General features: G+C 66.6%; 23 protein-coding genes. 12 read left to right on the forward strand and 11 right to left on the reverse strand.

Annotated features, from left to right (window positions below; genetic code table 11):
* Positions 1-81: 81 nt before the first annotated feature.
* Positions 82-1,419, reverse strand: a complete 1,338-nt coding sequence (locus ACT53T_RS13635; protein WP_476161621.1) for a TAXI family TRAP transporter solute-binding subunit — start codon at positions 1,417-1,419, stop codon at positions 82-84.
* A 151-nt stretch (positions 1,420-1,570) separates the two neighbouring features.
* Positions 1,571-2,818 (reverse strand): argininosuccinate synthase, encoded by a 1,248-nt coding sequence (locus tag ACT53T_RS13640; RefSeq protein WP_036292899.1) that lies wholly within the window; start codon positions 2,816-2,818, stop codon positions 1,571-1,573.
* A 128-nt stretch (positions 2,819-2,946) separates the two neighbouring features.
* Here ACT53T_RS13640 and ACT53T_RS13645 point away from each other — a divergent pair, with 128 nt between their 5' ends.
* The 5 genes from ACT53T_RS13645 (at position 2,947) to ACT53T_RS13665 (ending at position 9,406) form a co-directional block, all read left to right on the forward strand.
* Complete coding sequence (locus ACT53T_RS13645) at positions 2,947-3,387, forward strand: transcriptional repressor (protein WP_400765675.1); 441 nt, start codon at positions 2,947-2,949, stop codon at positions 3,385-3,387.
* Positions 3,388-3,768: 381 nt separating this feature from the next.
* Positions 3,769-5,712: a PrkA family serine protein kinase gene (locus ACT53T_RS13650; RefSeq protein ID WP_400765677.1), complete on the forward strand. Its 1,944-nt coding sequence runs from the start codon at positions 3,769-3,771 to the stop codon at positions 5,710-5,712.
* A 37-nt stretch (positions 5,713-5,749) separates the two neighbouring features.
* Positions 5,750-7,057, forward strand: a complete 1,308-nt coding sequence (locus ACT53T_RS13655; RefSeq protein WP_476161622.1) for a YeaH/YhbH family protein — start codon at positions 5,750-5,752, stop codon at positions 7,055-7,057.
* Positions 7,057-8,580 (forward strand): SpoVR family protein, encoded by a 1,524-nt coding sequence (locus ACT53T_RS13660; RefSeq protein ID WP_400765681.1) that lies wholly within the window; start codon positions 7,057-7,059, stop codon positions 8,578-8,580. Before ACT53T_RS13655 ends, ACT53T_RS13660 begins: the two co-directional genes overlap by 1 nt.
* A 205-nt stretch (positions 8,581-8,785) precedes the next feature.
* Entirely contained in the window at positions 8,786-9,406 is a 621-nt protein-coding gene (locus tag ACT53T_RS13665) for a TetR/AcrR family transcriptional regulator (protein WP_476161623.1), read from the forward strand.
* Here the strand turns inward: ACT53T_RS13665 and ACT53T_RS13670 are convergent.
* Together ACT53T_RS13670 and ACT53T_RS13675 are read right to left on the reverse strand one after the other, a co-directional pair.
* A complete protein-coding gene (locus ACT53T_RS13670) occupies positions 9,403-10,080 on the reverse strand; it encodes a chloride channel protein (RefSeq protein ID WP_476161656.1) in 678 nt (225 codons plus the stop codon). The two genes, ACT53T_RS13665 and ACT53T_RS13670, sit on opposite strands and share 4 nt — an antisense overlap.
* Entirely contained in the window at positions 9,962-10,969 is a 1,008-nt protein-coding gene (locus tag ACT53T_RS13675) for a chloride channel protein (protein WP_476161624.1), read from the reverse strand. Before ACT53T_RS13675 ends, ACT53T_RS13670 begins: the two co-directional genes overlap by 119 nt.
* Positions 10,970-11,164: 195 nt before the next feature.
* Between ACT53T_RS13675 and ACT53T_RS13680 the strand changes: the two genes are divergently transcribed.
* A complete protein-coding gene (locus ACT53T_RS13680; protein ID WP_476161625.1) occupies positions 11,165-11,644 on the forward strand; it encodes a DUF2852 domain-containing protein in 480 nt (159 codons plus the stop codon).
* A 45-nt stretch (positions 11,645-11,689) separates the two neighbouring features.
* On the opposite strand, the gene ACT53T_RS13685 is transcribed toward ACT53T_RS13680, so the two are convergent.
* Positions 11,690-12,778 carry a hypothetical protein gene (locus tag ACT53T_RS13685; RefSeq protein WP_476161626.1) on the reverse strand — a complete coding sequence of 363 codons (1,089 nt, stop codon included), beginning with the start codon at positions 12,776-12,778 and terminating at the stop codon, positions 11,690-11,692.
* A 232-nt stretch (positions 12,779-13,010) separates the two neighbouring features.
* Between ACT53T_RS13685 and ACT53T_RS13690 the strand changes: the two genes are divergently transcribed.
* The gene (locus tag ACT53T_RS13690) at positions 13,011-13,943 is read left to right on the forward strand and encodes an extensin-like domain-containing protein (protein WP_476161627.1); all 933 of its coding nucleotides are present in this window, start codon (positions 13,011-13,013) and stop codon (positions 13,941-13,943) included.
* A gap of 173 nt (positions 13,944-14,116) precedes the next feature.
* On the forward strand, positions 14,117-15,142 hold the full coding sequence (locus tag ACT53T_RS13695) for a sulfate ABC transporter substrate-binding protein (RefSeq protein WP_476161628.1): 1,026 nt from the start codon (positions 14,117-14,119) through the stop codon (positions 15,140-15,142).
* 208 nt (positions 15,143-15,350) lie between these two features.
* Here the strand turns inward: ACT53T_RS13695 and ACT53T_RS13700 are convergent, their stop codons facing one another.
* Both ACT53T_RS13700 and ACT53T_RS13705 read right to left on the reverse strand, forming a co-directional pair.
* Positions 15,351-16,034, reverse strand: coding sequence for a peptidoglycan-binding domain-containing protein (locus tag ACT53T_RS13700; RefSeq protein WP_476161629.1), 684 nt, complete (start codon positions 16,032-16,034; stop codon positions 15,351-15,353).
* Positions 16,027-17,853: a sensor histidine kinase gene (locus ACT53T_RS13705; protein ID WP_476161630.1), complete on the reverse strand. Its 1,827-nt coding sequence runs from the start codon at positions 17,851-17,853 to the stop codon at positions 16,027-16,029. Before ACT53T_RS13705 ends, ACT53T_RS13700 begins: the two co-directional genes overlap by 8 nt.
* Positions 17,854-18,104: 251 nt before the next feature.
* Between ACT53T_RS13705 and ACT53T_RS13710 the strand changes: the two genes are divergently transcribed.
* The 3 genes from ACT53T_RS13710 to cobU all read left to right on the forward strand — a co-directional run bounded on the left by ACT53T_RS13710 (position 18,105) and on the right by cobU (position 19,643).
* Positions 18,105-18,482 carry a hypothetical protein gene (locus ACT53T_RS13710; RefSeq protein WP_400765694.1) on the forward strand — a complete coding sequence of 126 codons (378 nt, stop codon included), beginning with the start codon at positions 18,105-18,107 and terminating at the stop codon, positions 18,480-18,482.
* A gap of 82 nt (positions 18,483-18,564) precedes the next feature.
* A complete protein-coding gene (locus tag ACT53T_RS13715) occupies positions 18,565-18,987 on the forward strand; it encodes a SufE family protein (RefSeq protein WP_018267698.1) in 423 nt (140 codons plus the stop codon).
* A gap of 140 nt (positions 18,988-19,127) precedes the next feature.
* Positions 19,128-19,643, forward strand: coding sequence for a bifunctional adenosylcobinamide kinase/adenosylcobinamide-phosphate guanylyltransferase (cobU, locus tag ACT53T_RS13720; protein ID WP_476161631.1), 516 nt, complete (start codon positions 19,128-19,130; stop codon positions 19,641-19,643).
* On the opposite strand, the gene ACT53T_RS13725 is transcribed toward cobU, so the two are convergent.
* A complete protein-coding gene (locus tag ACT53T_RS13725; RefSeq protein ID WP_018267700.1) occupies positions 19,622-20,173 on the reverse strand; it encodes a TetR/AcrR family transcriptional regulator in 552 nt (183 codons plus the stop codon). The genes cobU and ACT53T_RS13725 overlap by 22 nt on opposite strands.
* Positions 20,174-20,285: 112 nt before the next feature.
* Between ACT53T_RS13725 and ACT53T_RS13730 the strand changes: the two genes are divergently transcribed.
* Positions 20,286-20,594 carry a carboxymuconolactone decarboxylase family protein gene (locus tag ACT53T_RS13730; RefSeq protein WP_018267701.1) on the forward strand — a complete coding sequence of 103 codons (309 nt, stop codon included), beginning with the start codon at positions 20,286-20,288 and terminating at the stop codon, positions 20,592-20,594.
* A gap of 15 nt (positions 20,595-20,609) precedes the next feature.
* On the opposite strand, the gene ACT53T_RS13735 is transcribed toward ACT53T_RS13730, so the two are convergent.
* The 3 genes from ACT53T_RS13735 to ACT53T_RS13745 all read right to left on the reverse strand — a co-directional run bounded on the left by ACT53T_RS13735 (position 20,610) and on the right by ACT53T_RS13745 (position 23,706).
* Complete coding sequence (locus ACT53T_RS13735) at positions 20,610-21,308, reverse strand: glycosyltransferase family protein (protein ID WP_476161632.1); 699 nt, start codon at positions 21,306-21,308, stop codon at positions 20,610-20,612.
* Positions 21,309-21,392: 84 nt separating this feature from the next.
* A complete protein-coding gene (locus ACT53T_RS13740; RefSeq protein ID WP_476161633.1) occupies positions 21,393-22,949 on the reverse strand; it encodes a pyridoxal phosphate-dependent decarboxylase family protein in 1,557 nt (518 codons plus the stop codon).
* A 43-nt stretch (positions 22,950-22,992) separates the two neighbouring features.
* Entirely contained in the window at positions 22,993-23,706 is a 714-nt protein-coding gene (locus tag ACT53T_RS13745; RefSeq protein ID WP_476161634.1) for a uracil-DNA glycosylase family protein, read from the reverse strand.
* Positions 23,707-23,835 lie beyond the last annotated feature (129 nt).

Here is a 23,835-nt window from a genome sequence, read left to right on the forward strand (position 1 = left end):
TTGCGCGGGAAAAATGCCGCGCCACGGTCGAATTATGCTCCGAGAACTCTCCCGTTCTGTGCGCTGGCGCACAGAGTTGCGCTATTCCGCGATGCGAATGCTCTTGAACGGCGTCACCGAGCCCTCGCTCTGCGTCTCGCAGAGCGTGCGGCGGCGCTCCTGTATCGCGAGCCGCGCCTGGTCCAGCGCCAGGGAGACGACATGCAGCGCCGTTCCGTCCATATTGCGCAGGCGCAGATCGGCGACGGAGCTGACCAGCGCCTGGTCCAGCTCGCGCTCATAGCTGTCGAGCTCGGCGAAGTCCTGGGCGGCGCGGGCGGCGGGCAGAATCTCGAGCAGGCGCTCGATCAGCTGCTCGGAGCGCTGATGCGTCTTCGTCCGCATGCGGCTGGCGAGCGCCGCCGCGGCCGAGCCGAGCAGCGAGGCGAGCATCGCGCCGAGATAGAAGAAGTCGCTGTATTTGTCGAAGAATCCGCGCTCGTTGCCGTCGATGAAGTCGATCGCGCCCTGATGCGCCGGGACCGCCGCATTCTTGTCGGTCGAGGGCGCCTCTATATTGTTGGCGAGCGGCGCGAGCGCGGCGATGGTCGATCTATGGGTGAGGAACTGGCGCGTCGCCTCCCCGGCGACGCTCGCCGGGATCGAGGCGCGTCCGACGAGAAGGACGGCGACGCTGGTCGTCTCCAGCGCCTTGTCCGGGCGCGGCGGGTCGCCGCCGAAGGCTCCGTGGACGATCTCGGTCGATTCGAGGGTCGGATAACGCTTGGCGATGGCCTGAGCTTCCGACACGGGCAGGAAGACCGGCGGCTTGCCGGCGCCGGCGACGATCTGGTGAATGATCTCACTCGCCGAGCCGATCTGCGGGACGGCGACCAGAAATATGGCGTCGACCTTGCGCGCCCGCAGCGCCGCCTCGACCTCCCCCGGCTGCAGCGTGACTGTCGCAAATCCTTGCTCGGGAATGTCATATTGAGCCAGGATTGTCTCGAGCAGCCGGACATTGCCGCGGCCGCTGACGATCTCCTGGACGACGCCGATCTTCTTGCCGCGCAGATCGGCGACGCGCTTGATCTTGGAGCCGCTCGGCGCGACCAGCACGGCGGCGTTGCGATGCAGGACGACGATGGCCTGCGCGGAGGGCGGCAGCGCGTCGCTGCGCGCCACGGCGAGATCGACCGAGCCCTGCTCGAGCGCGGCCGCCGCGGCGGCGGAGTCGGCGACCGGCACGACCTTCAGCCGCACCGGCTCGTGCTGATGCGAGAAGGCCTGCGCCGCCGCGGTGAGCAGGCGGTAGTCCTGCGCGCCCTGGGCGACGGCGACCCGCAGCTCCGTCGGACGGTTATAGAGATAAAGCGCCGTCGCCGCCCCGCCGACGAGGGCGAGGCAGACGATCAGCGCTACGAGAATGGTTCGCAGCATGGGATCAGCCTCGGTTGCGAAGCCGAACTTCCTCATATAGTGCGACCGTTTCTCGATTTATCGAAGGCAAAGTCGTGGAGGCGGGAGCGTTTCTGGTCCCGAGCGTTTCCGGCCCGTGTCCGACCGGAAACGCTTCTTTCTCAGCTCGGCCTCAAGGCTTCGCTTTCGCGCCGCGGGCGCCGCGCTTGGCCAGCGTGCGCAGGCGCAGCGCGTTGAGCTTGATGAAGCCCTCGGCGTCGCGATGGTCATAGGCCACCGCGCCCTCCTCGAAGGTGACGAGCTCCTTGTCGTAGAGCGAATAGGGGCTCTCGCGGCCGACGACATGGACGGAGCCCTTGTAGAGCTTCAGCCGCACGCGGCCGGTGACGAGCTCCTGGCTCTTGTCGATCAAGGCCTGCAGCATCTCGCGCTCCGGCGCGAACCAGAAGCCGTTGTAGATCAGCTCGGCGTATTTCGGCATGATCTCGTCTTTCAGATGTGCCGCGCCGCGATCCAGCGTCACGCTCTCTATGCCGCGATGGGCGATGAGCAGAATGGCGCCGCCGGGAGTCTCGTACATGCCGCGCGACTTGATGCCGACGAAGCGATTCTCGACGAGATCGAGCCGCCCTATGCCATGGGCGCGGCCGAGCTCGTTGAGCTTGGTCAGCAGCGCGGCCGGCGAGAGCGCCACGCCATCGACGGCGACGGCGTCGCCCTTCTCGAAATCGACGGTGACATATTGCGGAACGTCCGGCGCCTTTTCGGGATCGATGGTGCGAGAATAGACATAATCCGGCACTTCCTCCGCCGGATCCTCGAGCACCTTGCCCTCCGAAGAGGTGTGCAGAAGATTGGCGTCCACAGAGAAGGGTGCGTCGCCGCGCTTGTCCTTGGCGATCGGAATCTGGTTCTTCTCGGCGAAATCGATGAGCGCGGTGCGGGAGGTCAGGTCCCATTCGCGCCAGGGGGCGATGACCGTGATGTCCGGCTCCAGCGCGTAATAGCCGAGCTCGAAGCGGACCTGATCGTTGCCCTTGCCGGTGGCGCCGTGGCAGACGGCGTCGGCGCCGAGCCGGCGGGCGATCTCGATCTGCTTCTTGGCGATGAGCGGGCGCGCGATCGACGTTCCGAGCAGATAGAGCCCCTCATATTGGGCGTTGGCGCGGAACATGGGGAAGACGAAATCGCGGACGAACTCCTCGCGCAAATCCTCGATGAAGATGTGCTCGGGCTTGACGCCCAGCAGCTCGGCCTTGGCGCGGGCGGGCTCCAATTCCTCGCCCTGGCCGAGATCGGCGGTGAAGGTCACCACCTCGCAGCCATAGGTCGTCTGCAGCCATTTGAGGATGATCGAGGTGTCGAGGCCGCCGGAATAGGCGAGAACGACGCGTTTGATGTCTTTCTTGGAGCGGGTCATTCGAGATTCTTCTTTCGGCGCCGCCTCGCGCGGGCGCGCATCGCGCCGCGACTATAGAGGCGCGCGGCGCGCGCGCAAGCCGGCGCGGGCGCTCTCGTCAGGACGGCCGCGGCGCGCTACAATGCGCCATGACCATCAAGCGAGCGGCGCCGGGGACGACGGCGCGGGGCCTCACGCCGGCGCGGCGCGCCGCGCTGGACATTCTCACCAAGGCGAACCGGCCGGTCGGCGCCTATGAGATGATCGATCTTCTCGCCGACGAGAGCGGCAAGCGCCCGGCTCCGATCTCGGTCTACCGGGCGCTCGGCTATCTTCTGGACCAGGGCCTCGCGCATCGGCTGGCCTCCCGCAACGCTTTCGTCGTCTGCGGCCATGCGCATGAGGCCGGCGAGCCGGTGATCTTCCTCATTTGTGACGAATGCGGCGAGGTGAGCGAGGCGACGAGCCCGGAGCTGACGCGCGGCCTCGCCGGCCTCACCGCGGCGGCCGGCTTCCAGCCGCGCACGCGCGTCGTCGAGATCGCGGGCCTGTGCGGACGCTGCGCCGCGGCGGAGGCAAAAGCGGGCTGAGCCGCTCCTTCTCGAGAACTTTACCATCGGGAAAAGGATTGGTGTCGACGCGGCCGCCGAACTTCGCCAATATCAGCGATCGCGCCCCAGTTGATATCGACGGCCCGCGTGGAGCGGGATCGGCGCCCAGAGTGACGTCGACTCCCTCGACGAAGAGGGAATCGCAACCGTTACGTCTACCCTGAGCAGACAATGATGCTCATATGACAGGAGACGAGCTTCCCGCCGCGATCGGCACAAACCTTGCCTCGAATGCCCTGAGCTCGGTCTTTTGGCAGTCGACAGGGGTGGGGCGGTCGACGGCGAAGACGAGAGGGCGGCCGATGGAATTCGAGCCGTCTCGGAAATCGTGAGCCATACCGCTCCAGCGACAGGTGCCCCATGACGAACTCCGACGTTTTTGCGGATTTTGCGAGGTCCTACAGAGGCAGAAGAGCCGTCGAGATGACGCTCTCCGAATACCTCGATCTATGCCGCGAGAATCCGAAGACCTATGCGACCGCAGCGGAGCGCATTCTCGACGCGATCGGCGAGCCGGAGCTGATCGACACATCGCGCGATCCGAGGTTCGGCCGCATCTTCATGAACCGCACCATCCGCGTCTATCCGGCCTTCGCCGAATTCTTCGGCATGGAGGAGACGATCGAGCGGATCGTCAGCTTCTTCCGCCATGCCGCGCAGGGGCTCGAGGAGCGCAAGCAGATCCTCTATCTGCTCGGCCCGGTGGGCGGCGGCAAATCCTCCCTCGCCGAGCGCCTGAAGGCGTTGATGGAGATCGATCCGATCTATGTGCTCAAGGCCGGCGACGAGCTCTCGCCCGTCTTCGAGAGCCCGCTCGGCCTCTTCGATCCGGCGACGGCGGGCGACATGCTCGAGCAGCGCTATGGCATTCCGCGCCGGCGCCTCAACGGGCTGATGAGCCCCTGGTGCCTCAAGCGTCTCGACGAATATGGCGGCGACATCACCAAATTCAGCGTGGTGAAGATCACGCCCTCGCGCCTGCGCCAGATCGCCATAGCCAAGACCGAGCCGGGCGACGAGAATAATCAGGACATTTCCTCGCTCGTCGGCAAGGTGGATATTCGCAAGCTCGAGAATCTCGCGCAGGCGGACCCGGACGCCTACAGCTATTCCGGCGGCCTCAACCGCGCCAATCAGGGCCTTCTCGAATTCGTCGAGATGTTCAAGGCCCCGATCAAAATGCTGCATCCTCTGCTGACGGCGACGCAGGAGGGAAATTACATCGGCACCGAGAATATCGGCGCAATTCCCTTCTCCGGCATCGTCATGGCCCATTCCAACGAGGCGGAATGGCAGAGCTTCAAGAACAACCGCAACAATGAGGCCTTCATCGATCGCATCTATGTGATCAAGGTGCCTTATTGCCTGCGGGTGACGGAAGAGCAGCATATTTACGAGAAGCTGCTGCGCGGCTCCGAGCTCGCAGAGGCGAGCTGCGCGCCGAGCACGCTGGAGATGCTCGCCCGCTTCATCGTGCTCTCGCGCCTGAAGCCGCATGAGAACTCCAATCTCTTTTCCAAGATGCGCGTCTATGACGGCGAGAGCCTGCGCGAGGTGGACCCGCGCGCGCGCAGCATGCTCGAGTATAAGGACGCCGCCGGCGTCGACGAGGGCATGGACGGCTGCTCGACGCGCTTCGCCTTCAAGGTGCTGGCGGCGACCTTCAATCACGACACGGTCGAGGTCGCGGCCGACCCGGTGCATCTCATGTATGTGCTGGAGCAGTCGCTGCGCCGCGAGCAGATGCCGCCGGAGATCGAGAAGCGCTATCTCGAGTTCATCAAGGCCGAGCTCGCGCCGCGTTACGCAGAATTCATCGGCCATGAGATTCAGAAAGCCTATCTAGAGTCCTATCAGGATTACGGACAGAATCTCTTCGACCGTTATATCGACTATGCCGACGCCTGGATCGAGGATCAGGATTTCAAGGACCCGGACACGGGACAGCTGCTGGACCGCGACCTTTTGAACCAGGAGCTGACCAAGATCGAGAAGCCCGCGGGCATCGCCAATCCCAAGGACTTCCGCAATGAGGTGGTGAAGTTCGCGCTGCGCTGGCGCGCGGCCAACGAGGGGCGCAATCCCTCTTGGGCGAGCTATGAGAAAATCCGCGACGTTATCGAGCGGCGCATGTTCTCCCAGGTGGAGGAGCTGCTGCCGGTCATTTCATTCGGATCGAAAAAAGACACCCAGACAGAAAAAAAACATGCAGAATTCGTAAGCCGCATGATGGCTCGCGGCTATACGGAGCGTCAGGTGCGCCGTCTGGTCGAGTGGTACATGCGCGTAAAACAGGCCGGCTGATCGTAAGGCGAGCCGGCGAAGAACGGGTGATGGAACGATGCACATCGTCGATCGTCGGTTGAATCCCGGAGGCAAGAGCTTCGCGAACCGCCAGCGCTTTTTGCGCCGCGCCAAGGATATGGTGGAGAAGGCGGTTCGCGAGGCGAGCAAGGACCGAGCGATCGGCGATCTCGAGAGCCCCGGAGAGATTTCCATTCCCTCCGAGGGCACGCGCGAGCCCACATTCCGCCACACGCAGGGCTCGCGGCGCGATCTCGTGCTGCCCGGCAATAAGGATTATGTCGAGGGCGACCTCATCGAGCGTCCGCGCGGCGAAGGCGAGGGCGAAGGCGGCGGCGGGCAGGTCGGCCGCGGCGATGGGCAGGAGGACGCCTTTCGCTTCATCCTCTCGCGTGACGAATTTCTGAGCATATTCCTGGACGATCTCGAGCTGCCCGATCTCGCCAAAAGGCGCGTCGCGCAGACGGAGAAGGAAGGTCTGCGCCGCGCCGGCTACACCACCACCGGCACGCCGGCCAATCTCGCGCTGCATCGCACGCTGCAAACGTCGCTCTCGCGGCGCATTGCGCTGAAGCGGCCCAAGCAATCGACGGTCGACGATCTCGAGCGCCGCCTCGCGGAGGCGCAGAGCCGCGACGACGCCGATTCCGAGCGCCTCGCCGCCGAGCTCGAGGCGCTGCGCAACAAGAGGTCGCGCATCTCCTATCTCGATCCGATCGATCTGCGCTATCGCCGCTTCGAGCGTTTTCCGAAGCCCGTGACGCAGGCGGTGATGTTCTGCCTCATGGACGTCTCCGGCTCCATGACCGAGCATATGAAGGATCTCGCCAAACGCTTCTTCATGCTGCTGCATGTGTTCTTGACGCGGCGCTACAAGCGCGTCGAGATCGTCTTCATCCGCCATACGGATCGCGCCGGCGAGGTGGACGAGGACACATTCTTCCGCTCCGCCGAGACCGGCGGCACAATGGTCTCCTCCGCTCTGCAGGAGATGCTGAAGGTCATTCGCGAGCGCTATGATCCGGGCGTGTGGAACATCTACGCCGCGCAGGCCTCGGACGGCGACAATCTCTCCAGCGACAATCCGCAGACGCGCGAGCTGCTGCAGAATCACATTCTGCCGCTGTGCCAATATTTCGCCTATGTGGAAGTGAGCGGGCCGAATACCGAGACGCATGGCTATGTGCCGCATCACGGCCAGAGCTCGCTATGGCTCACCTATGCCGCGCTGCAAAAGGAAAATGAGAAATTCCAGATGCGTCGCGTCTCCCGACGCGAGCATATCTATTCCGTGTTCCGGCAATTGTTCCAACGGCGCGCGGCCAAGACGGCGGAGGTCGGCTGATGCGCGGCGAGCTGCTCTATGAAGGCAAGGATTGGGATTTCGGCACGATCCAGCGCATCCACGATGCGGTCGCGGGCATTGCGCACAAGGAGCTCGGGCTCGACACATTCGCCAATCAGATCGAGATCATCACCGCCGAGCAGATGCTCGACGCCTACGCCTCGACCGGCATGCCGCTCTTCTACAAGCATTGGTCGTTCGGCAAGCGTTTCGCCCAGCACGAGGGCATTTATCGCATGGGGCTGCAGGGCCTCGCCTATGAGATCGTCATCAACGCCGATCCCTGCATCAGCTACATAATGGAGGAGAATTCCGCCACTATGCAGACGCTGGTGATCGCGCACGCCGCCTTCGGCCACAATCATTTCTTCAAGCATAATTACCAGTTCCGGCAATGGACCGATCCAGAAGGCATTCTGGATTATCTCTCCTTCGCCAAAGCCTATATCGCCAATTGCGAGGAGCGCTACGGCCATGCGGAGGTGGAGCGCTTGCTCGACGCCGCTCATGCGCTGATGCCGCAAGGCATAGACCGCTATCCGCGCAAGCGTCCGCTCAATCTCCATATGGAGGAGAAACGCGAGCAGGATCGCAAGGAGGAGCGCGAGCGCGTCTATGACGATCTGTGGCGCACCGTTCCCGGCCGCGCGCATGGAGCGAAGCAATTGGCCGGCGACAAGCGCCGCGCCCTGCTCGGCCTGCCGCAAGAGAACATCCTCTACTTTTTGGAGAAGGCCGCGCCGCGTCTGAAGCCCTGGCAGCGCGAGGTGCTGCGCATCGTGCGGCTCATCGCGCAATATTTCTATCCGCAGCAGCAGACCAAGGTGATGAACGAGGGCTGCGCCACCTATTGCCATTATCGGCTGCTGGGTCGTCTGCACGAGACCGGGCGGATCGACGACGGCAGCTTCCTCGAGTTCCTCACCTCGCACACCAACGCCACGCGGCAGCCCTTCTACGACAGCCCATCCTATAATGGCGTCAATCCTTATGCGCTCGGCTTCGACATGATGCGCGACATAGAGCGCATCGTGCGCGAGCCGACCGAGGAGGACCGCTATTGGTTCCCCGAGATCGCCGGAACCGGCGATGCGATGGAGGTGCTGCGCCACGTCTGGGCGAATTACCGCGACGACAGCTTCATCGCGCAATTCCTGAGCCCGCGGCTCATTCGCAATTGGCGGCTGTTCCATGTCGTCGACGATCGCGAGCAGCCGCATCTCGAAGTGTCGTCGATCCATAATGAGCGCGGCTATCGCGATCTGCGCCGCAGCCTCGCGGCGCAATATGACGTCGGCGGCTATGCGCCGGACATTCAGATCGTCGATGTCGATCTCGCCGGCAATCGCAAGCTCGTGCTGCATCATCGCGTGCGCGACGGCAAGATGCTGGAGCTGACCAACGCCGCAATGGTGCTCGGCCATCTCGCCAATCTCTGGGGCTATGAGGTGCTGCTGCAGGAGATCGACGCCGGCACGGAGCAGGTGCTGAAAGAGCATATGGTGCGGCCGGAGGCGGGGTAACGCGGCGTTGCCTCTGCGGCCGTCATTGCGAGCGAAGCGAAGCGATCCAGAGCCGCCGTGCGGCCCCTGGATCGCTTGGTCGCTGCGCTCCTCGCGATGACGCCCCGAAAGAAATGTGGTCGACCTCCTCCCGTCTCCCGGCTTCCATTTCCGGCGAGACTGTGCGACGGCTGCGCGAACGCTTCGCCTCACGCATGCCGCTCGGATGACCATCAAGCGCAAATATCACCATGGCGCCCTCAAGGAGGCGCTGGTCGAAGCTGCGCTCGAGCTGCTGGCGGAAGGCGGGCCGGCCAATCTCAGCCTCGGCGAGGCGGCCAAGCGCGTCGGCGTCACAGCGGCCGCGCCCTATCGCCATTTCGCCAGCCGGGAGGATTTGCTGAACGAGGTCGCCCGGCGCGGCTTTCTCTCCTTCGGCTCGGCGTTGGAAAACGCCTGGGACGAAGGACGGCCGGAGGCGGCGGCGGCCATGTGGCGCATGTGCGCCGCCTATCTCGCCTTCGCGCGTGAGGAGCCGGGCCTCTATGCCGCAATGTTCGGCTCGGCGGCGACGCTGGCGAGCGAGCCCTCCGCCGACGCCGCCGATCATGCGCTGGATATTCTGTGGCGCTCTGTGGTGGCCTTTCTGCAGCAGCGGGGCGTTCCGGCGCAGGGCGCGCGCAAGCTGGCGCTGCAGCTCTGGGCGCTCGCCCATGGCGTCGCCATGCTGACCATCTCCGGTCATCTCGACGCCGCCAAGGGGCTCGATCCCGTCCCCGTGCTCGACGCCGCCGCGCGCAATCTCATGGAGTCCGCCGTCCGCCGCGCGGAGACCCCTTCGGCTTAAGTCTCCGCCCGCCGCGCGAGACGGGCGGAGCGCTCCTTCAGCGCGTCATAGATCGGCTCGTTGCGGCAGACGGCGGCGATGGCCATGGCCGCGAAGCAGGCCGCCAGCATGGGCAGCAGCAGCTCTGAATTATCGGTCATCTCGGTGATGAGGATCATGCCGGTGAGCGGCGCGCGCACCACGGCGGCGAAAAACGAGGCCATGCCGATGAGCGCGAATTTCATTCCCATGGTCAGCGCGTCTTCGCCCGGAATCATGAGGCCGAAGAAGAGCCCGATCTCGGCCCCGAGCGCCAGCAGCGGCGCGAACAGGCCGCCCGGCGTCCCCGCCGCATAGGAGACGACGCCGAGCGCGAAACGCAGCGCGAAGACCAGCGGCAGGGCGTCGAGCGCATAGGCGCCGTCCAGCGTCTTTTGCGTGAGAAGATCGCCGCCGCCGACGAGATCGGGCGCGAGAAAGCCGATGGCGCCGACGCCGGCGCCGACCAGGGCGGCCTTCGCCTCCGCCGGCAAGGGCGAGCGATCGGCGAAGTCCAGGGCGCGGAGAATGGCGCGATTATAGGCGAGGCTGGCGAGCCCCATGATGGCGCCGAGCGCGAGGCCGAGCGGAACGTCGAGCGGCCCGACAGGATAATGCGCCGCGACGCGCAATTCCGGCTCCGGCCCGAGCAGCAGCCGCACGACCGATATGGCGCCGACCGAAGCGCCGAGCGCTATGGTCGCATGGGCGCATATCGAAGCGGCGCAGCAATTCCTCGAGCACGAAGGCCGCGCCGGCGAGCGGCGCGTTGAAGGCGGCGGCGAGCCCGGCTCCGGCGCCGGCGGCGAGCAGCGATTGCTGATCGCGCCAATCATAGCGCAAATAGCGGCCGAACTGATGCGCGAGCGTCGCGCCCATCTGCACCGACGGCCCTTCGCGGCCGAGCGCGAGGCCGGCGCCCATCGCCAGCACGCCGCCGATGAATTTCACCGGCAGCAGCAGCGGCGGGGAGGGCGGCTCGCTGCCGTCGATCACCGATTCGACACGCGGAATGCCGCTTCCCACCGCCGCCGGGACGAAACGGCGCACGAGATAGGCCGCGAGCCCAGCGGCGAGCGCCGCGCCGGCGACCATGATCGCGAGGCCCAGAACCGGGCGCTCCGCGAACTGGTCGGGAATGGCCATTCTCATGCGCCCGGCGGCGTCGAGCACGAGGCGGAACACGCCGCAGAGCGTTCCCACCGCGACCCCCGCCAGCAGCGAGACGGCGCCGAGCGAAAAGAGGCCGCGCAGCTCGGACGGCGGCTCGGGCGTCTCCTCCGCCGGGGCGGCGTCGGCGATATGGGATTCGATCACGACATCGCTCGTCTCGCCGAGCAGCAGCAGGCGCTCCGCTCCAGCGACGCCGACCAGCGCCAGCCGGCGCGAGCGGCCGAGCGCCAGCGCGACCGAGGCGGCGCGCGCGCGGCCCTTGCGCCTGCGGCGGCCGAAGGCGAGGCGGAACAGAAAAGGCAGCGCCCCGGCGCCGATGAGCGTCGCCAGTGCGAGGAGCGCGCTTGCGTCCACGTCGGAGAAGTCGGTCATGGAAACGATTCGCGAGAAAGGTCGAGCGCAGGATAGCGCGCCGCGGCGCGAGAGACGAAATCAGCCGGAGGCGGAATCTTCGGCGGGCCCCTTGCGAAACAACAATGTTAATGTATGTTACATTCACATTGCGACGGCGGCGCGCGGATCCACCGCGCGCGCCCGCGATGAGCGAAGGAACTGGAGAGTCCGAACATGGGCTGTCATCGTCACTCCCGCATGCACGAATCTCACTATCGCTTCGGAGACGGCGGGCGGCCATGGAAGCCGCTCGAGCTGCTGGCGATGGTTCTGGGCTTCATCGTCTTCTGGCCGATCGGCCTCGCCATCGTGCTCTTCAAGGTGTGGCAACGGAAGATGGGCTATGAGGGCGATCTCTTCGCCTTCGCGCAGGAGCGCGCGGCCGATGTCCAGGCCCGCTGGAAGGAGGCGACCGGCCAGCCCGGCCCCACCGGCGGCTGGCGTGGTCCGGGCTTCATGCGCTCCTCGGGCAATGTCGCTTTCGACGATTGGCGCGAGAGCGAGCTCGCCCGCCTCGAGGAGGAGCGCCGCAAGCTCGCCGAGGCCGAGCGCGAGTTCGCCGAGCATATAGACGAGCTGCGCCGCGCGCGCGATCGTGCGGAATTCGAATCCTTCATGCGGGCGCGCCGGGATCGCGGCGAGCCGCAGAGCTGACCCGATCGCGAGAAGGGCGCGCCCCGCGGGACGCGCCCTTTTTTGTTACTTGCAGCTCGTCAGCGGATCGACGCAATAAGCGACATTCTTCCAGCTGAAGACGCTGGGCGTGCGCGCGTCGATCGTCAGCCGCAGCCATTCGCCGGGCGCATTGGTCGAGCCCTGGACGGTGATGCGCGTGAGATTGGCCGCCGCCGCCGCATTGTGAATCTTGCCGGTCGCGCTCGACGGATCGGCGAGCGGACGATCCGATCCATAAAGATGTGAATCGCCGTTGATGAGCAGCACCGGACGACGAAAGCGCACGGCCTGGTTCGCCAGCTCGCGCACGAAGCCGGTGTAGCGATCGAGCCCGTCGCCGCCCGCCGCCAGCGCGGCCGGGTCCCACATATCGGCCTGCAGGCCGATCACCACAGCGGCCGCATGCTCGCGCTCGGCGAGATTGAAGGCGGCTTGCAGCCAGCGAATATCGGCGTCGGTGCGGGCGGCGATCTCCGCCTCGCGCGCGGTCTTGTCCTCCACGCTGCTCCAGGGCAGGCCGTCATTGTCGGAGCCCGGCATGTTCACCGTCACGAAGACGGTCCGCGCATCCATCCAGATCATATTCTCGACGAATTGCGCATCGGCGGGATAGGAGGGCGAGAAATATTTCGCCTGGCTGTAGACCTCCATCTCATGGAGGCCGAGCGTCCAGCCCGGCCGCGCGAAGAACAGGCTGCGCACGGCGGCCAGCTCCTGCAGCGGCTTGCCGGAGGACGACTCCTTCGACTTGTGGCAGTCGGTCCATTCATTGTCGCCCGGCGTGTAGACGACCGGCGATTTGAACTTCTGGAAGGCCGCGAAAATCTGCTGATTCCAGCCGGGGTTGGACGCCGCGATCGGCGGCAGCGTTCCGGCGCTGGTGCAAGGCATGCTGCCGGAATGAATATCGCCGACATGCATCACCAGGCTCACCTCTGGATCGGAATTGACCGAGTCGAGCAGCAGATTGGCGTTGTTCAGAAGGTTGAGATTATAGGGCCAGTCGCCGAAAACGGCGATCGTGGTCTTGTGCTCGTGGCGCGGCTCCAGCCGCCGCTCCAGGCCGCGCTCATCGGCGTCCGCGGAGACGCCGCTCGCGAGAACAGCCGCCAAAAGCGCTATCGAAAATCGTCTTGCGCGCATGAAAAATCCCCCAGCCTCGGCCGAGCGCGAAGATGCGCTCTGGCTTCAGCCGGCCCGATTACGACGCGCGCATGACGGTGGGATGTCGCTCGCTGCGGCCGGATTCGCGCGGGCGGAGGCGTTTCGCGCCAACGCCCGAGAAGCGTTGACGTTAACCACATTTCTCGACGCCGCGTTAACGCTCCGCCGTCATTGTCGCGGCATGGCTCGCCGCATAACGCCATTGCTGCTTCTCGCCCTCGCGCCGCTCGCGGCGGCGGGGCTGTCGGGCTGCGGATTCATGGCCAAGCCGCAGCGCCCGGCCTGGCGCGCCAACGCCGAGAACGCCTGCCTCGCCGAGAAGCGCGTGCAGCCCACCGCCTATGTGCAATTCGCGCCGGAGATCGACGGGCCGGGCATTTGCGGCCTCACCAGGCCGCTGAAGGTCACGGCGCTGCAGGGCGGCGCCGTCGCCTTCAATGCGCGGGCGACGCTCGACTGCTCCATGGTGGCCGAGCTCGACCAATGGCTCGCCGATGTGGTGCAGCCTTCGGCCATGGCGCGCTTCGGCCAGCCGGTGGCGCAGATCAACTCCATGGGCTCCTATTCCTGCCGTGGCATGAACGCCCAGGCGGGCGCGCCGCTCTCGGAACATTCCTTCGGCAATGCGCTCGATATCGGCGGCTTCGTGCTCGCCGACGGGCGCGAGATTTCCATCGTGCGCGATTGGACGCGCGGCGAGCAGCAGGTGAAGGATTTTCTCGCCGAGGTGCATGGCGGCTCCTGCCGGCATTTCACCACTGTTCTGTCGCCCGGCTCCAACGCATTTCACTACAATCATATTCATGTCGACCTCGCCATGCATGGCCGCAATGGCGATCGGCATATTTGCAAGCCGGTCCCGCGCGACGTCGCGCCGCCGCCGGGCCAGGACCCGCAGCTCGTCGCCCATGGGCCGGACGACGACGATGTCGACACGCCCGGCGCTCAGCCGCCGCTCGCCGCCTTTCAGGCGCAGGCCTCGCGCAGCGTCAATGACAGCCTGATCCTCGCCGCGCCCATGCCGCCCGTGCGGCCGAAGCCCGCGGCGCTCTCGCCCGAAGGCGCGCCGAAGGATTGGGACGTCACCTCCAGCATCCGCCCGCACGCGCGCTGATCCGCTCGCGGTTGCGCGGGGCGAATGATTGGCGACGAGCTGATAGGCTAATAGTCGGCGTCGAGAGCGAGCCCGCAGGCTCGCGGTCCAAGGACGAATCTGGACCGCGAGCCCCGCAGGCTCGCTTTCGACGCATGCGAATGATGCAGAGCGGTCATATCTCGAGGAGCGACATGCAGACGACGTCCGGTCTTTTTCCGTCTCGCGGGTTCTTGCGCGCCATCGGCCTCGCGCTTTCATTGAGCTTCGCGTCGGCGGCCTGCGGCGAGACTCTGCTCAACGTCTCCTATGATCCGACGCGGGAGCTGTTCAAGGCCGTCGACAAGGCCTTCGCCGCCGATTGGAAGAAGAAGACCGGTCAGGACGTGCAGATCCAAGCCTCGCATGGCGGCTCCGGCGCGCAGGCGCGCTCGGTCATAGAGGGGCTCGCCGCCGATGTGGTGACGCTCGCTCTCGCCAATGACATTGACGCCATCGCCAGCAAGACCGGCAAGATTCCGGCCGATTGGCAGAAGCGCCTGCCCAATAATTCCTCGCCCTACACATCGACTATCGTGCTGCTCGTGCGCAAGGGCAATCCCAAGGGGATCAAGGATTGGGACGATCTCGCCAAGCCCGGCGTCGTCGTCGTCGCGCCCAATCCCAAGACCGGCGGCGGCGCGCGCTGGAACTTCCTCGCCGCCTGGGCCTATGGGCTGAAGAAGTTCAACGGCGACGAGGCCAAGACGACGGAGCTGGTGAAGGCGATCTACAAGAATGCGCCCGTGCTCGACTCCGGCGCGCGCGGCTCCACCACCACCTTCGCCCAGCGCGGCTTCGGCGATGTTCTCATCGCCTGGGAGAACGAGGCCTTTCTCGCCATCGACGAGTTCGGCAAGGACAAGCTCGAGATCGTGGTTCCGTCGCTGTCCATTCTCGCCGAGCCGGCGGTGTCGATCGTCGACGGCAATGTGGACGCCAAGGGAACGCGCAAGGCGGCGGAAGCCTATCTCGGCTTCCTCTACACGCCGGCCGGTCAGGCGCTCATCGCCAAGCACGGCTATCGCCCGTCGAAGCCGGAATTCGCCGCGCCGGAAGATTTGAAGCGCTTCCACACGCTCGATCTGGTGACGATCGACAAGGCCTTCGGCGGCTGGCCGGCGGCGCAGAAGAAATTCTTCGTCGATGGCGCGCTCTTCGACGAGATGCAGAAGCCCTGACGCGAAAGCGGCGGACGCTGGACCCGAGCAGGGCGGATGAGGTGAAAGGTTTCCTCATCCTGAGGAGCCGCGAAGCGGCGTCTCGAAGGACGAGGAAACCTTCATGCGGTCATCTGGAGCTCCCCCTCGCGCTTCGAGACGCGCCCTTCGGGCGCTCCTCAGCATGAGGGGGAGGATTGTTGTCCTTCACCCGATCGCCCTAAGGGCGTCAGTGCGCGGCGACGCTCGCCTGGCCTTGCAGCTTGCGCAGCAGCTTTTGCGTCACCTCGCCGGTGACGGGAAGGCGATTGTCGCGCTCATATTTCTCGATCGCCTGCCTAGTCGCGCCGCCTATCTTGCCATCCGCATGCAGCGCATAGCCGAGCTTGGCGAGCGCGCGCTGCGCCGCCTGCACAGTCTTGTCGGCTTCATCGGCCTTGGGCGCGTCCCTATGCGCATTGCCGAGCAGCGCGCCGATCGCGTCGCGCTTCTCGTTGCGCGCCGGCTCCGGCTTCGCCGCGGGCTTGGGCGCCGCCGCATGGACGACGGGCGCAGGCTGAATGGATTGCGGCTGGGCGGGCGCCGTCGCAGTCGGCCGCGCGGGCGGCGTCGGCGCCTCGGCCGCCGCGCGCGGCTCTGACGCGCGCGGCTCTGGCGCGAAGGCGCGGAACAGCGGCGCCGGATGGCGGCCGTCCTGGAAATAGAGCGCGTTCAGCGGCACGCCGATCGCCGTCGCGCCGGCGAGGCTGAGAAAGACGATGCCGCGCCGACGTCCGCCGAACAGCTTGGTCAGCGCGCCTTTCTTCTTGGCCTTGGCCTTGTCCTTGGCGCCGCGGCCGCGCCGCTGCGTCTCGCCGCGATCCTCGTCGCGGAGCAGAAAATCATGATTTGTGCCGGCGAGAGCTTCACGCAATTTTCTTCACCCTGTCTTCGGCGGCCTCGAGCTCCTCGGCGGGACGGATGACGCCGCGGCGGGCGATCGTCTCGATCCTGGCGAGAGCGGGGGCCTTGTTCTGAAAGGGACGGCAATCGAGGGGCAGGCGCACGGTGACGCTGGTGCCGCTGCGCGGCGCGCTCTCCACCGCAATGGTTCCGCCATGCAGGCCGACGAGGCCGCGCACCACGGAGAGGCCGAGGCCGGTGCCTTCATAGGCGCGATCATGGCTGGCGCTGGCCTGGAAGAAAGGGTCGCCGAGCCGGCCGAGATCGGCGGCGGAAATGCCGATGCCGCTGTCCGTGACGGAGAGCGCGAGGCAATTGCCGTCTGGATAGAGACGGATGCGCACGCGGCCGTTGGCGGGCGTGAACTTCACGGCGTTGGAGAGCAGATTGATGATGATCTGCTTGCAGGCGCGCTTGTCGCCGACGATGTCCTCGAGACGCTCGGCATAATCGCGGGAGAGCGTCACCTGACCCTGCTCGGCCTTCAGCTGCATCATGCTCACGCATTGATCGACGAGCTCGGGCAGAGAGAAGGGCTCGGGCGAAAGCTGCATGGAGCCGGATTCGATCTTCGACATGTCGAGGATGGTGTTGACGACGGCGAGCAGATGCTGGCCCGAATTGCGGATGATCTCCGCATATTCGCGCCGCTTGGCCGGATCGGCCGGCGCGAGCTGCTCGCTCGCCAGCATTTCCGAGAAGCCGATGATGGCGTTGAGCGGCGTGCGCAGCTCATGGCTGACATTGGCGAGGAAGCGCGTCTTGCCGGCGGCGGCCATCTCGCTCTCGCGGCGCGCCGCCTCTATCGTTTCTGCGGCGTGGCGCTGGGCCGTCACATCGCGCAATATGCAGACGACGCCGCCCGCGCGCTCGCCGGCGGCGGCCTCCACCAGGCTGCTGCGCGCCTCGAAGAAATGAAACACCGGCTCGACGAACTCGCCGCGCTCGTTGCGCGCATGGCCGATGCGCAGCCGCAGCGTCGCGCGTATCGCCTCGCCGGTGGCGATGGCGTCGGAGACGAGCTTCAGAAACGCCGGCCGATCGCCGACATGGACGCGCTGGAAGAAGCCGCGCCCCATCAATTCGCGCGCATCCAGCCCATAGGCCTTGGCGGCCTCGCCGACGACGGATGCGACCGCGCCGCCCTCGTCGAAGCCGATGACGAGATCGCCCGCCGCCTCGGAGACGAGCCGCAGATCGCGCATGTTGCGCGCCTCCGCCTCAGCGCGGACCGTCTCCACCTTCGCCGCGCTGCGGGCCAGCAGCACGACATAGAGGACCAGCGGCGCCGCCAGCAGCGTCTCGAAAAATCCGCCGACCGACGCGGCGGTCAGCGCGGCGACCGTGAGCACGACGAGAGCGGCCGAGGCCGTCGCCGAGATCAGCGCGAGATCGTAGGCGAATGTCGCCTCTATCAGGGCCAGCGCGCCGAAGGGCGCCGCCGCGCCGACATGCGCGCCGGTGAAGAGGCAGGCCGCGGCCAGCGCCAGCCAGCCGAAGGCGGCGATGGATTGCGCGGTCTTCAGATTGTCGAGGCGCAGCAGCGCGATCACCGACAGCAGCGGCAATTGCGCCAGAGCGAAGATCGCGCTCTCGCCCAGCGTCGGCGCGCCATTGACGACGATCCACAGCGGCGCCGCGATCAGCACGCCGGCGGCCAGAACGAGATGCGACAGGAGGAAGGCTTCGCGACGCGCGCGCTCCATCGAATCGATCGCGCGCCCGGATTGCGCCAGACGTTCGATCCATTCACTCGACACGGTCGCCCAAGGTGCAGCTGGCTTACGCAAAATCACACGCTCCCGGATTGAGGGCAATGTGACAAATCGGTCTTAAGTGACTGCTAAACCGACCACAGAAATGGAAGTTTTCGGGTTGTACGGGCTGTGAACGGCGCATATGGTTTGCGACTTCTTAGCCCCGCGCGGCCGCGGTCGCGCCGGCGATTTGCGCCGCGTGCGTCTTTACGAAGCGGTAAGGGCGGCGCGCCATCGTTTTTCGCGCGCGGCGGCTTCCCCGTCGGCGAAGCGAGGCGGCGGCCGTGGGATTTATTTTCAAGAGCTTGATTTTCTTAGGGATCGTTTGTCTCGTCATTCTGCGGGACGCCGAGCGGCGTCCTGCGCCGCGCCCGCCCGCCGTGGCGGCGCGCGTCCCCGCCGGGGCTTTCGCCGATCCTCCCGCGAGGCCGCGAGCCGCCGCCAAGTCCGAGCCCTCGAAATCCGAGCCCTCGCCCGTCGACTTCGCCCGTGACGCGCTCGCCGATCTCGCCGAGGAGGCGTCCGCCAAAATCGCCACTGTGGCGCGCGACCATTGCATGGCGCATCCGATGGAGTGCCTGCAGGCGGCGGAGCGAATCGGCCGCGCGACGGCTTCGGTCGAGCCGCCGCGGCGGCCCGCCGGTCTCGGCGCGGCGCCGTGATTGCATCGTCGCTGGCGATTGCGCCAAAACGGACAGTGGCCATATAACTGTCGGAAAGGCGTCTCGAGCGGGCGAGCGAACAATGGTGATAGACGAGATCATCGGCAATTTCGAAATGCTCGACGAGTGGGAGGATCGGTATCGATATCTCATCGAGCTCGGCCGCACTCTGGAGCCGCTGCCGGACGAAGCCCACACCGAGGAGAACAAGGTGCGCGGCTGCGCGAGCCAGGTCTGGCTCGACAGCAAGGTGATTCGCGAGGGCCGCGGCGCGCCGCTGCTGTCGCTGCGCGGCGACAGCGACGCTCACATCGTGCGTGGGCTCGTGGCGCTGATTCTCGCGCTCTATTCCGGCCGTCCGGCCGATGAGATCGTCGATCTCGACGCCATGCCGCTGTTCACCGAGCTCGGCCTCGCCCAGCATCTGACGCCTCAGCGCAGCAATGGCGTCCGCTCCATGGTCGAGCGCATCAAGAACGAGGCGCGCGCCGCTCTGGCCGCGTGAGCCTCGCCCATCCCGTCGCTCGGCGGGGAAGGGGCGCCTCTGGCGCATCGTCCCGAAAAGTGCGAAGCGATTTTCGCAATCGAACGCGCAAGTCCAAATAGGGGCCGGCGCCGCGCGCATGTCGCTCGGCGCCGTCGGGAATGACCGAAAATCCAAATGTGACCTTCGTCCTCGGCGGCGCACGCTCCGGCAAGAGCGCTTTCGCCGAGCGGCTCGTGACCGCCGAGCCCGGCCCCTGGACCTATATCGCCACGGCGCAGGCTTTCGACGCGGAGATGGAGAGCCGAATCGGCGCGCATAGGGAGCGGCGCGCCGGGGATTGGCGCACGGTCGAGGCGCCGCAGGCGCTCGCCGCGGCCATTGCCGCAGCGCCGCCGGAGCTTCCGCTGCTGGTCGATTGTCTCACGCTCTGGCTGACCAATCGCCTGCTCGCCGAAGCGGATTTGCGCGCCGATCGCGCCGCGTTGCTCGAGGCGCTCGCCGAGCGGCGGGCGTCGACGGTCCTGGTCTCCTCCGAGGTCGGCCTCTCCATCGTGCCGGAGAATGCGCTGGCGCGGCGCTTTCGCGACGCCGCCGGCGAGCTGCATCAGGCCGTCGCCAAAGCGGCGGGCAGGCTCTATCTCATCGTCGCCGGCTATCCGCTCACGGTGAAGTGACGCGCCGCCAGGCGCTCCGTCACCTTCTCCAGCATGGCTGGATCATCCATGGCGCGGGCGAGCAGCACGCCGCCCTCGAAAGCCGCGAGGATAGCCTCCGCCTCGGCCGCCTCGCCGCGCAGGGCGAGGCGCAGCCAAGCCAGCGTCTCGGCGAAGAAGCGCCGCGCCTCCGCGCAGACCTCGGACGGCAGGCCGCCCACTTCCGCCGCCAACATGCCGAAGAGGCACATTCGCTTTTTCTCCGCCACCGTGCGGCGGAACATTTCCGCCGCCAGCGCCACGGCCTCGGCCGGCGTTCGCGCCTGCGGATCGCCCAGCTCCGCCAGGCAGAGATCGGCGTAGCGCCGCGCCACGGCGGCGACCAGCGCCGGCTTGGTGGGGAAAAAATAATGGACGCTGGCGCTCTTCACTCCGACATCGGCGGCGATGTCGCGAAAGCTCACGCCATTATAGCCGTAGCGGCAGAGCCGCTCCTCCGCGCTGTCCAGAATCTTCGCGGCCGTAACCTCGCCGCGTCGCGCCGTCGCCATTCCACTCCGTCCTTCCGCCCGGGAGTAGCGCCATTGACAGGCACTTCGTCAATGGCGCATTGTGCGAGCCTATCATCTGATAGGTAAGCTTTGATCTCCGGGAGGCAAGCCCATGTACGATATGCAGAATGTGAAGCGGCTGAAGAAGATCGGCGACTCGGCGCCCACCGCATGGGAGGCCTTCAAGCAATTCGACGCCGCGGCCATGGCCGAAGGCGCTATTCCAAAGAAATACAAGGAGCTGATCGCCCTCGCCGTGGCCATGACGACGCAATGCGCCTATTGCCTCGAGATCCACCGCAAGCAGGCCATCGCCGCCGGCGCGACAGAGACGGAGCTGGCCGAGACGGTCTTTATCGCCGCGGCGCTGCGCGCCGGCGCCGCCGTCACCCATGGAACCCATGTCGCCGGCGTGGAATAGGCGTACGGAAACGCGCTATTGCGCCGCCAGCCGATCGGCGGCGGCCAATATTTCGGCGAGCGTGAAATCCGTGCGGCCCTCGAAGCTCTGAAAAATCGCCTCTATGCGCGGGAGGTCGGCGAGGCTCTCGACGCCGAGCCGCACATCCGGCCGCGCGACCTCCGGCGGGGCCTTCAGGCTCAGCGGGCGATAGATTCGGCCATTCTCGCGCAGAAAAGCCGGGCTGCGGCGACGTTGCTCCGGCTCGCCGCAGCGTTTCTCGGCCTCGGTCAGCGCGGCGGCGGTGAAGCCGTCGATCTCCATGCCGCGCGGATAGGCCGGCGCCAGAGTGTTGCCGATCCAATCCAGCATTCCATCGGTCATTTGCAGCAGATCGGCGACCTGGGTGACGAGCGCCGGATCGATGAGCGGATTGCGGGCGTCGAGCGAGACGCCGCCCTTGGCGCCGGCCGCCGCCATCGCCGCGAGCTGGCGGCCGATGAGATCGTCGCGCGCGCCGGACTGGCATGGGGTTCCGCGCGCGGCGCAAAATTCGCGGATCGGCGCATCCTCCGGCTCGTCGCTGGTGGTGACGACAATTCCGGTGAGCTTTTCCGCATGGGCGAGACGATCGAGCAGCCGCCCCAGCAGCGGCGCGCCGGCGAGCGGCGCCAGCACGCCGGTCGCTCGGCCGTCCTGCGTCGTCGCGGCGGAGATGATGGCGAGGACGTTCATGAACGCCGCCTTTCGTGAGCGGCCGCCCTCGGCGGCCTTCCTCGCACGATAAAAGCAAGCGATACGCCAGCTCGCCGCGCGCGCTCAATCCTGCGAGAGCGGCTCGCCGTCCTCGCGCGGCGTCGGCAGCGGCGCGAGCGGCGGCTCGCCGCGGGCGCGTTGCGCGGCGCGCTCCAGCATTTGCATGAAGTCGTCTATGTCCGTCTCGCGCGTGCGATGATTGAAGATCGCCGCGCGGATCGTCGGATGTCCGTCGAGCAGGGTGAGCGACGGCGCCGCCTCGCCGCTCTCATGCAGCTCCATCACGATCTCGCGATTGAGCCGGCCGCTCTCGTCATCGTCCTTCACGCCGAAGCAGACGACATTGAGCGCCACCGGCGCGCGCATCTCGAAAGTCTGCGAGGCTTCGATATGGCCGCGCAGCCGCTGCGCCAATGCGCAGCTCTTCTCGATGCAGGCGCCGAGCCGCCGCGCGCCGAAGACTTCCATGGTGAACCAGGTCTTCAGCGCGCGAAAGCCGCGCGAGAGATCGGCGCCGAGATCGCAGGGCCAAATCTCGCCGGCCGCGAGCCCACGCGGCGCGCGCGTCAGATAGGCGGCGTTGGCGGCGAAGGCGCGGCGATGCGCCTCCGGGTCGCGGACGAGGAAGAAGCCCGCGTCATAGGGCACATGCAGCCATTTGTGGAAATCGAAGGCGATGGAATCGGCGCGCTCGAGGCCCTTCACCAAAGGCTTCAGCGCCGGCGAGAGAACGGCCAGCGCGCCGAAGGCGCCGTCTATGTGAAACCAGAGATCTTCCGCCTTCGCTATATCGGCGAGCGCGTCGAGATCGTCGATCGCGCCCGTGTCGACCGCGCCCGCCGTGCCGACGACGAGAAACGGATGCAGACCGGCGGCGCGATCCTCGGCGATGGCGCGCTTCAGCTCGTCGATGCGCAGCGAATGAGAGCCGTCCGACTCGATGAGCCGCAAATGGCGCGCGCCGAGGCCGGCGAGCTCCATGGCCTGCCGCACGCAGTTGTGCGCCTCCCTCGAGGCATAGGCGACGAGCTGCTCCTCGAGCGCCTTGAGCCCGTTCTTGCGCACATTCTTCTCGCCGAGCGCATGCTCGCGCGCGACCAGCAGCGACAGGAAATTGGCGATCGACGTGCCGGTGACGAAGACGCCGGAGGCGTCCAGAGGGAAGCCGAAAGCCTCCGCCATCCAGGCGGCGATCTGCCGCTCGACGTCGAGCGCGATGTGATTGCGGCCGCCGCAATTGGAGTTGAGCCCGGCCGCGAGCATTTCCGCGATCATGCCCACGGGCGTGCCGGCGCCCTGCGCCCAGCCCATGAACAGCGGATGGATATTGCCATTGGCGTAGGGCTGGATGAAGCGCTCGAAATCTTCGAGCGCGGCGGAGAGGCCCTGGCCCTCGGCCGGCAGCGGGCGCCGGAAGCGCTCGCGCGCCTCCGCTGAAGGCTCGCGCCAGACCGGCCGCTCGCGCAGCGTGGCGAGATGGTCGATCATGGCGTCGAGCGCGCGATGGCTCTCGGCGCGGAACGCCTCCCAATCCGTGGGATCGAGATCCGCGGGCGAGGCGTCGGCGGGCGCCGGGACGGCCGCGCCGATCGGCTTCGGCGGCCGTTGTGAGTGGTTCATTCCCGCTTTCATCCTCGGGAGCTACGTCGTTGGACAGGACTAATCAGCTTTCGCGCTGCGAAGCAATATCGCCGCGCCGAGCGGCGCCGCTTCCGCTCCTTCGGGGGCCGCCCGTCCCGGCCAGCCGGGCGACCTCCGCCCTCACCACCGGCAAAAGCTCCTCCGCGAACCAGGGATTGCGCTTCAGCCAGGCCGTGTTGCGCCAGGAGGGGTGCGGCAGCGGGATGATCCTCGGCCGCAGCGCCGCGAGCTCCCGCCAGCGTCCGACGGTCTCGGCGACGCTCGCGCCCGGCCGCGGCGGCGCGCCGAGACGGCGCAGATGATAGGCCTGCGCATATTTGCCCACGGCCAGAATCGTCTCCACCCGCGGCAGCGCCGAAAACAGCGCGTCGTGCCAATGCGGAGCGCATTCCCGGCGCGGCGGCAGATCGCCGCCATGGGCGTCATAGCCCGGAAAGCAGAAGCTCATGGCGGCGACGCCGATGCGCGAGACGTCATAAAAGGTCTCGCGGTCGACGCCCATCCAATCGCGCAGCCGGTCGCCGGACGGATCGTCGAAGGGAAGGCCGGAGCGATGCACGCGCATTCCGGGGGCCTGGCCGGCGATCAGCAGCCGCGCGCTCGGCGAGACGCGCAGCACCGGCCGCGGCTCATGCGGCAGAGGCGCGCCCTGCGGCCGCTCGACGCAGATGCGGCAGGCGCCGACATCGACGACGAGCGCGGCCAGAACGGTTTCGCTTTCGGTGGAAAAGGTCACTTTTGCGTTCCCTCGCGGGACCATTCCATCAAATTCGACAAATGTCGTGAGTCCCCCGTTAACGTTTCCGTCCCATTATCGGCGACGCTCGACCTGACGCCTAGATTGCGGAGAATTATTTCGGCTTCT

The sequence above is a fragment of the Methylosinus sp. DMC45 genome (assembly GCF_056313885.1).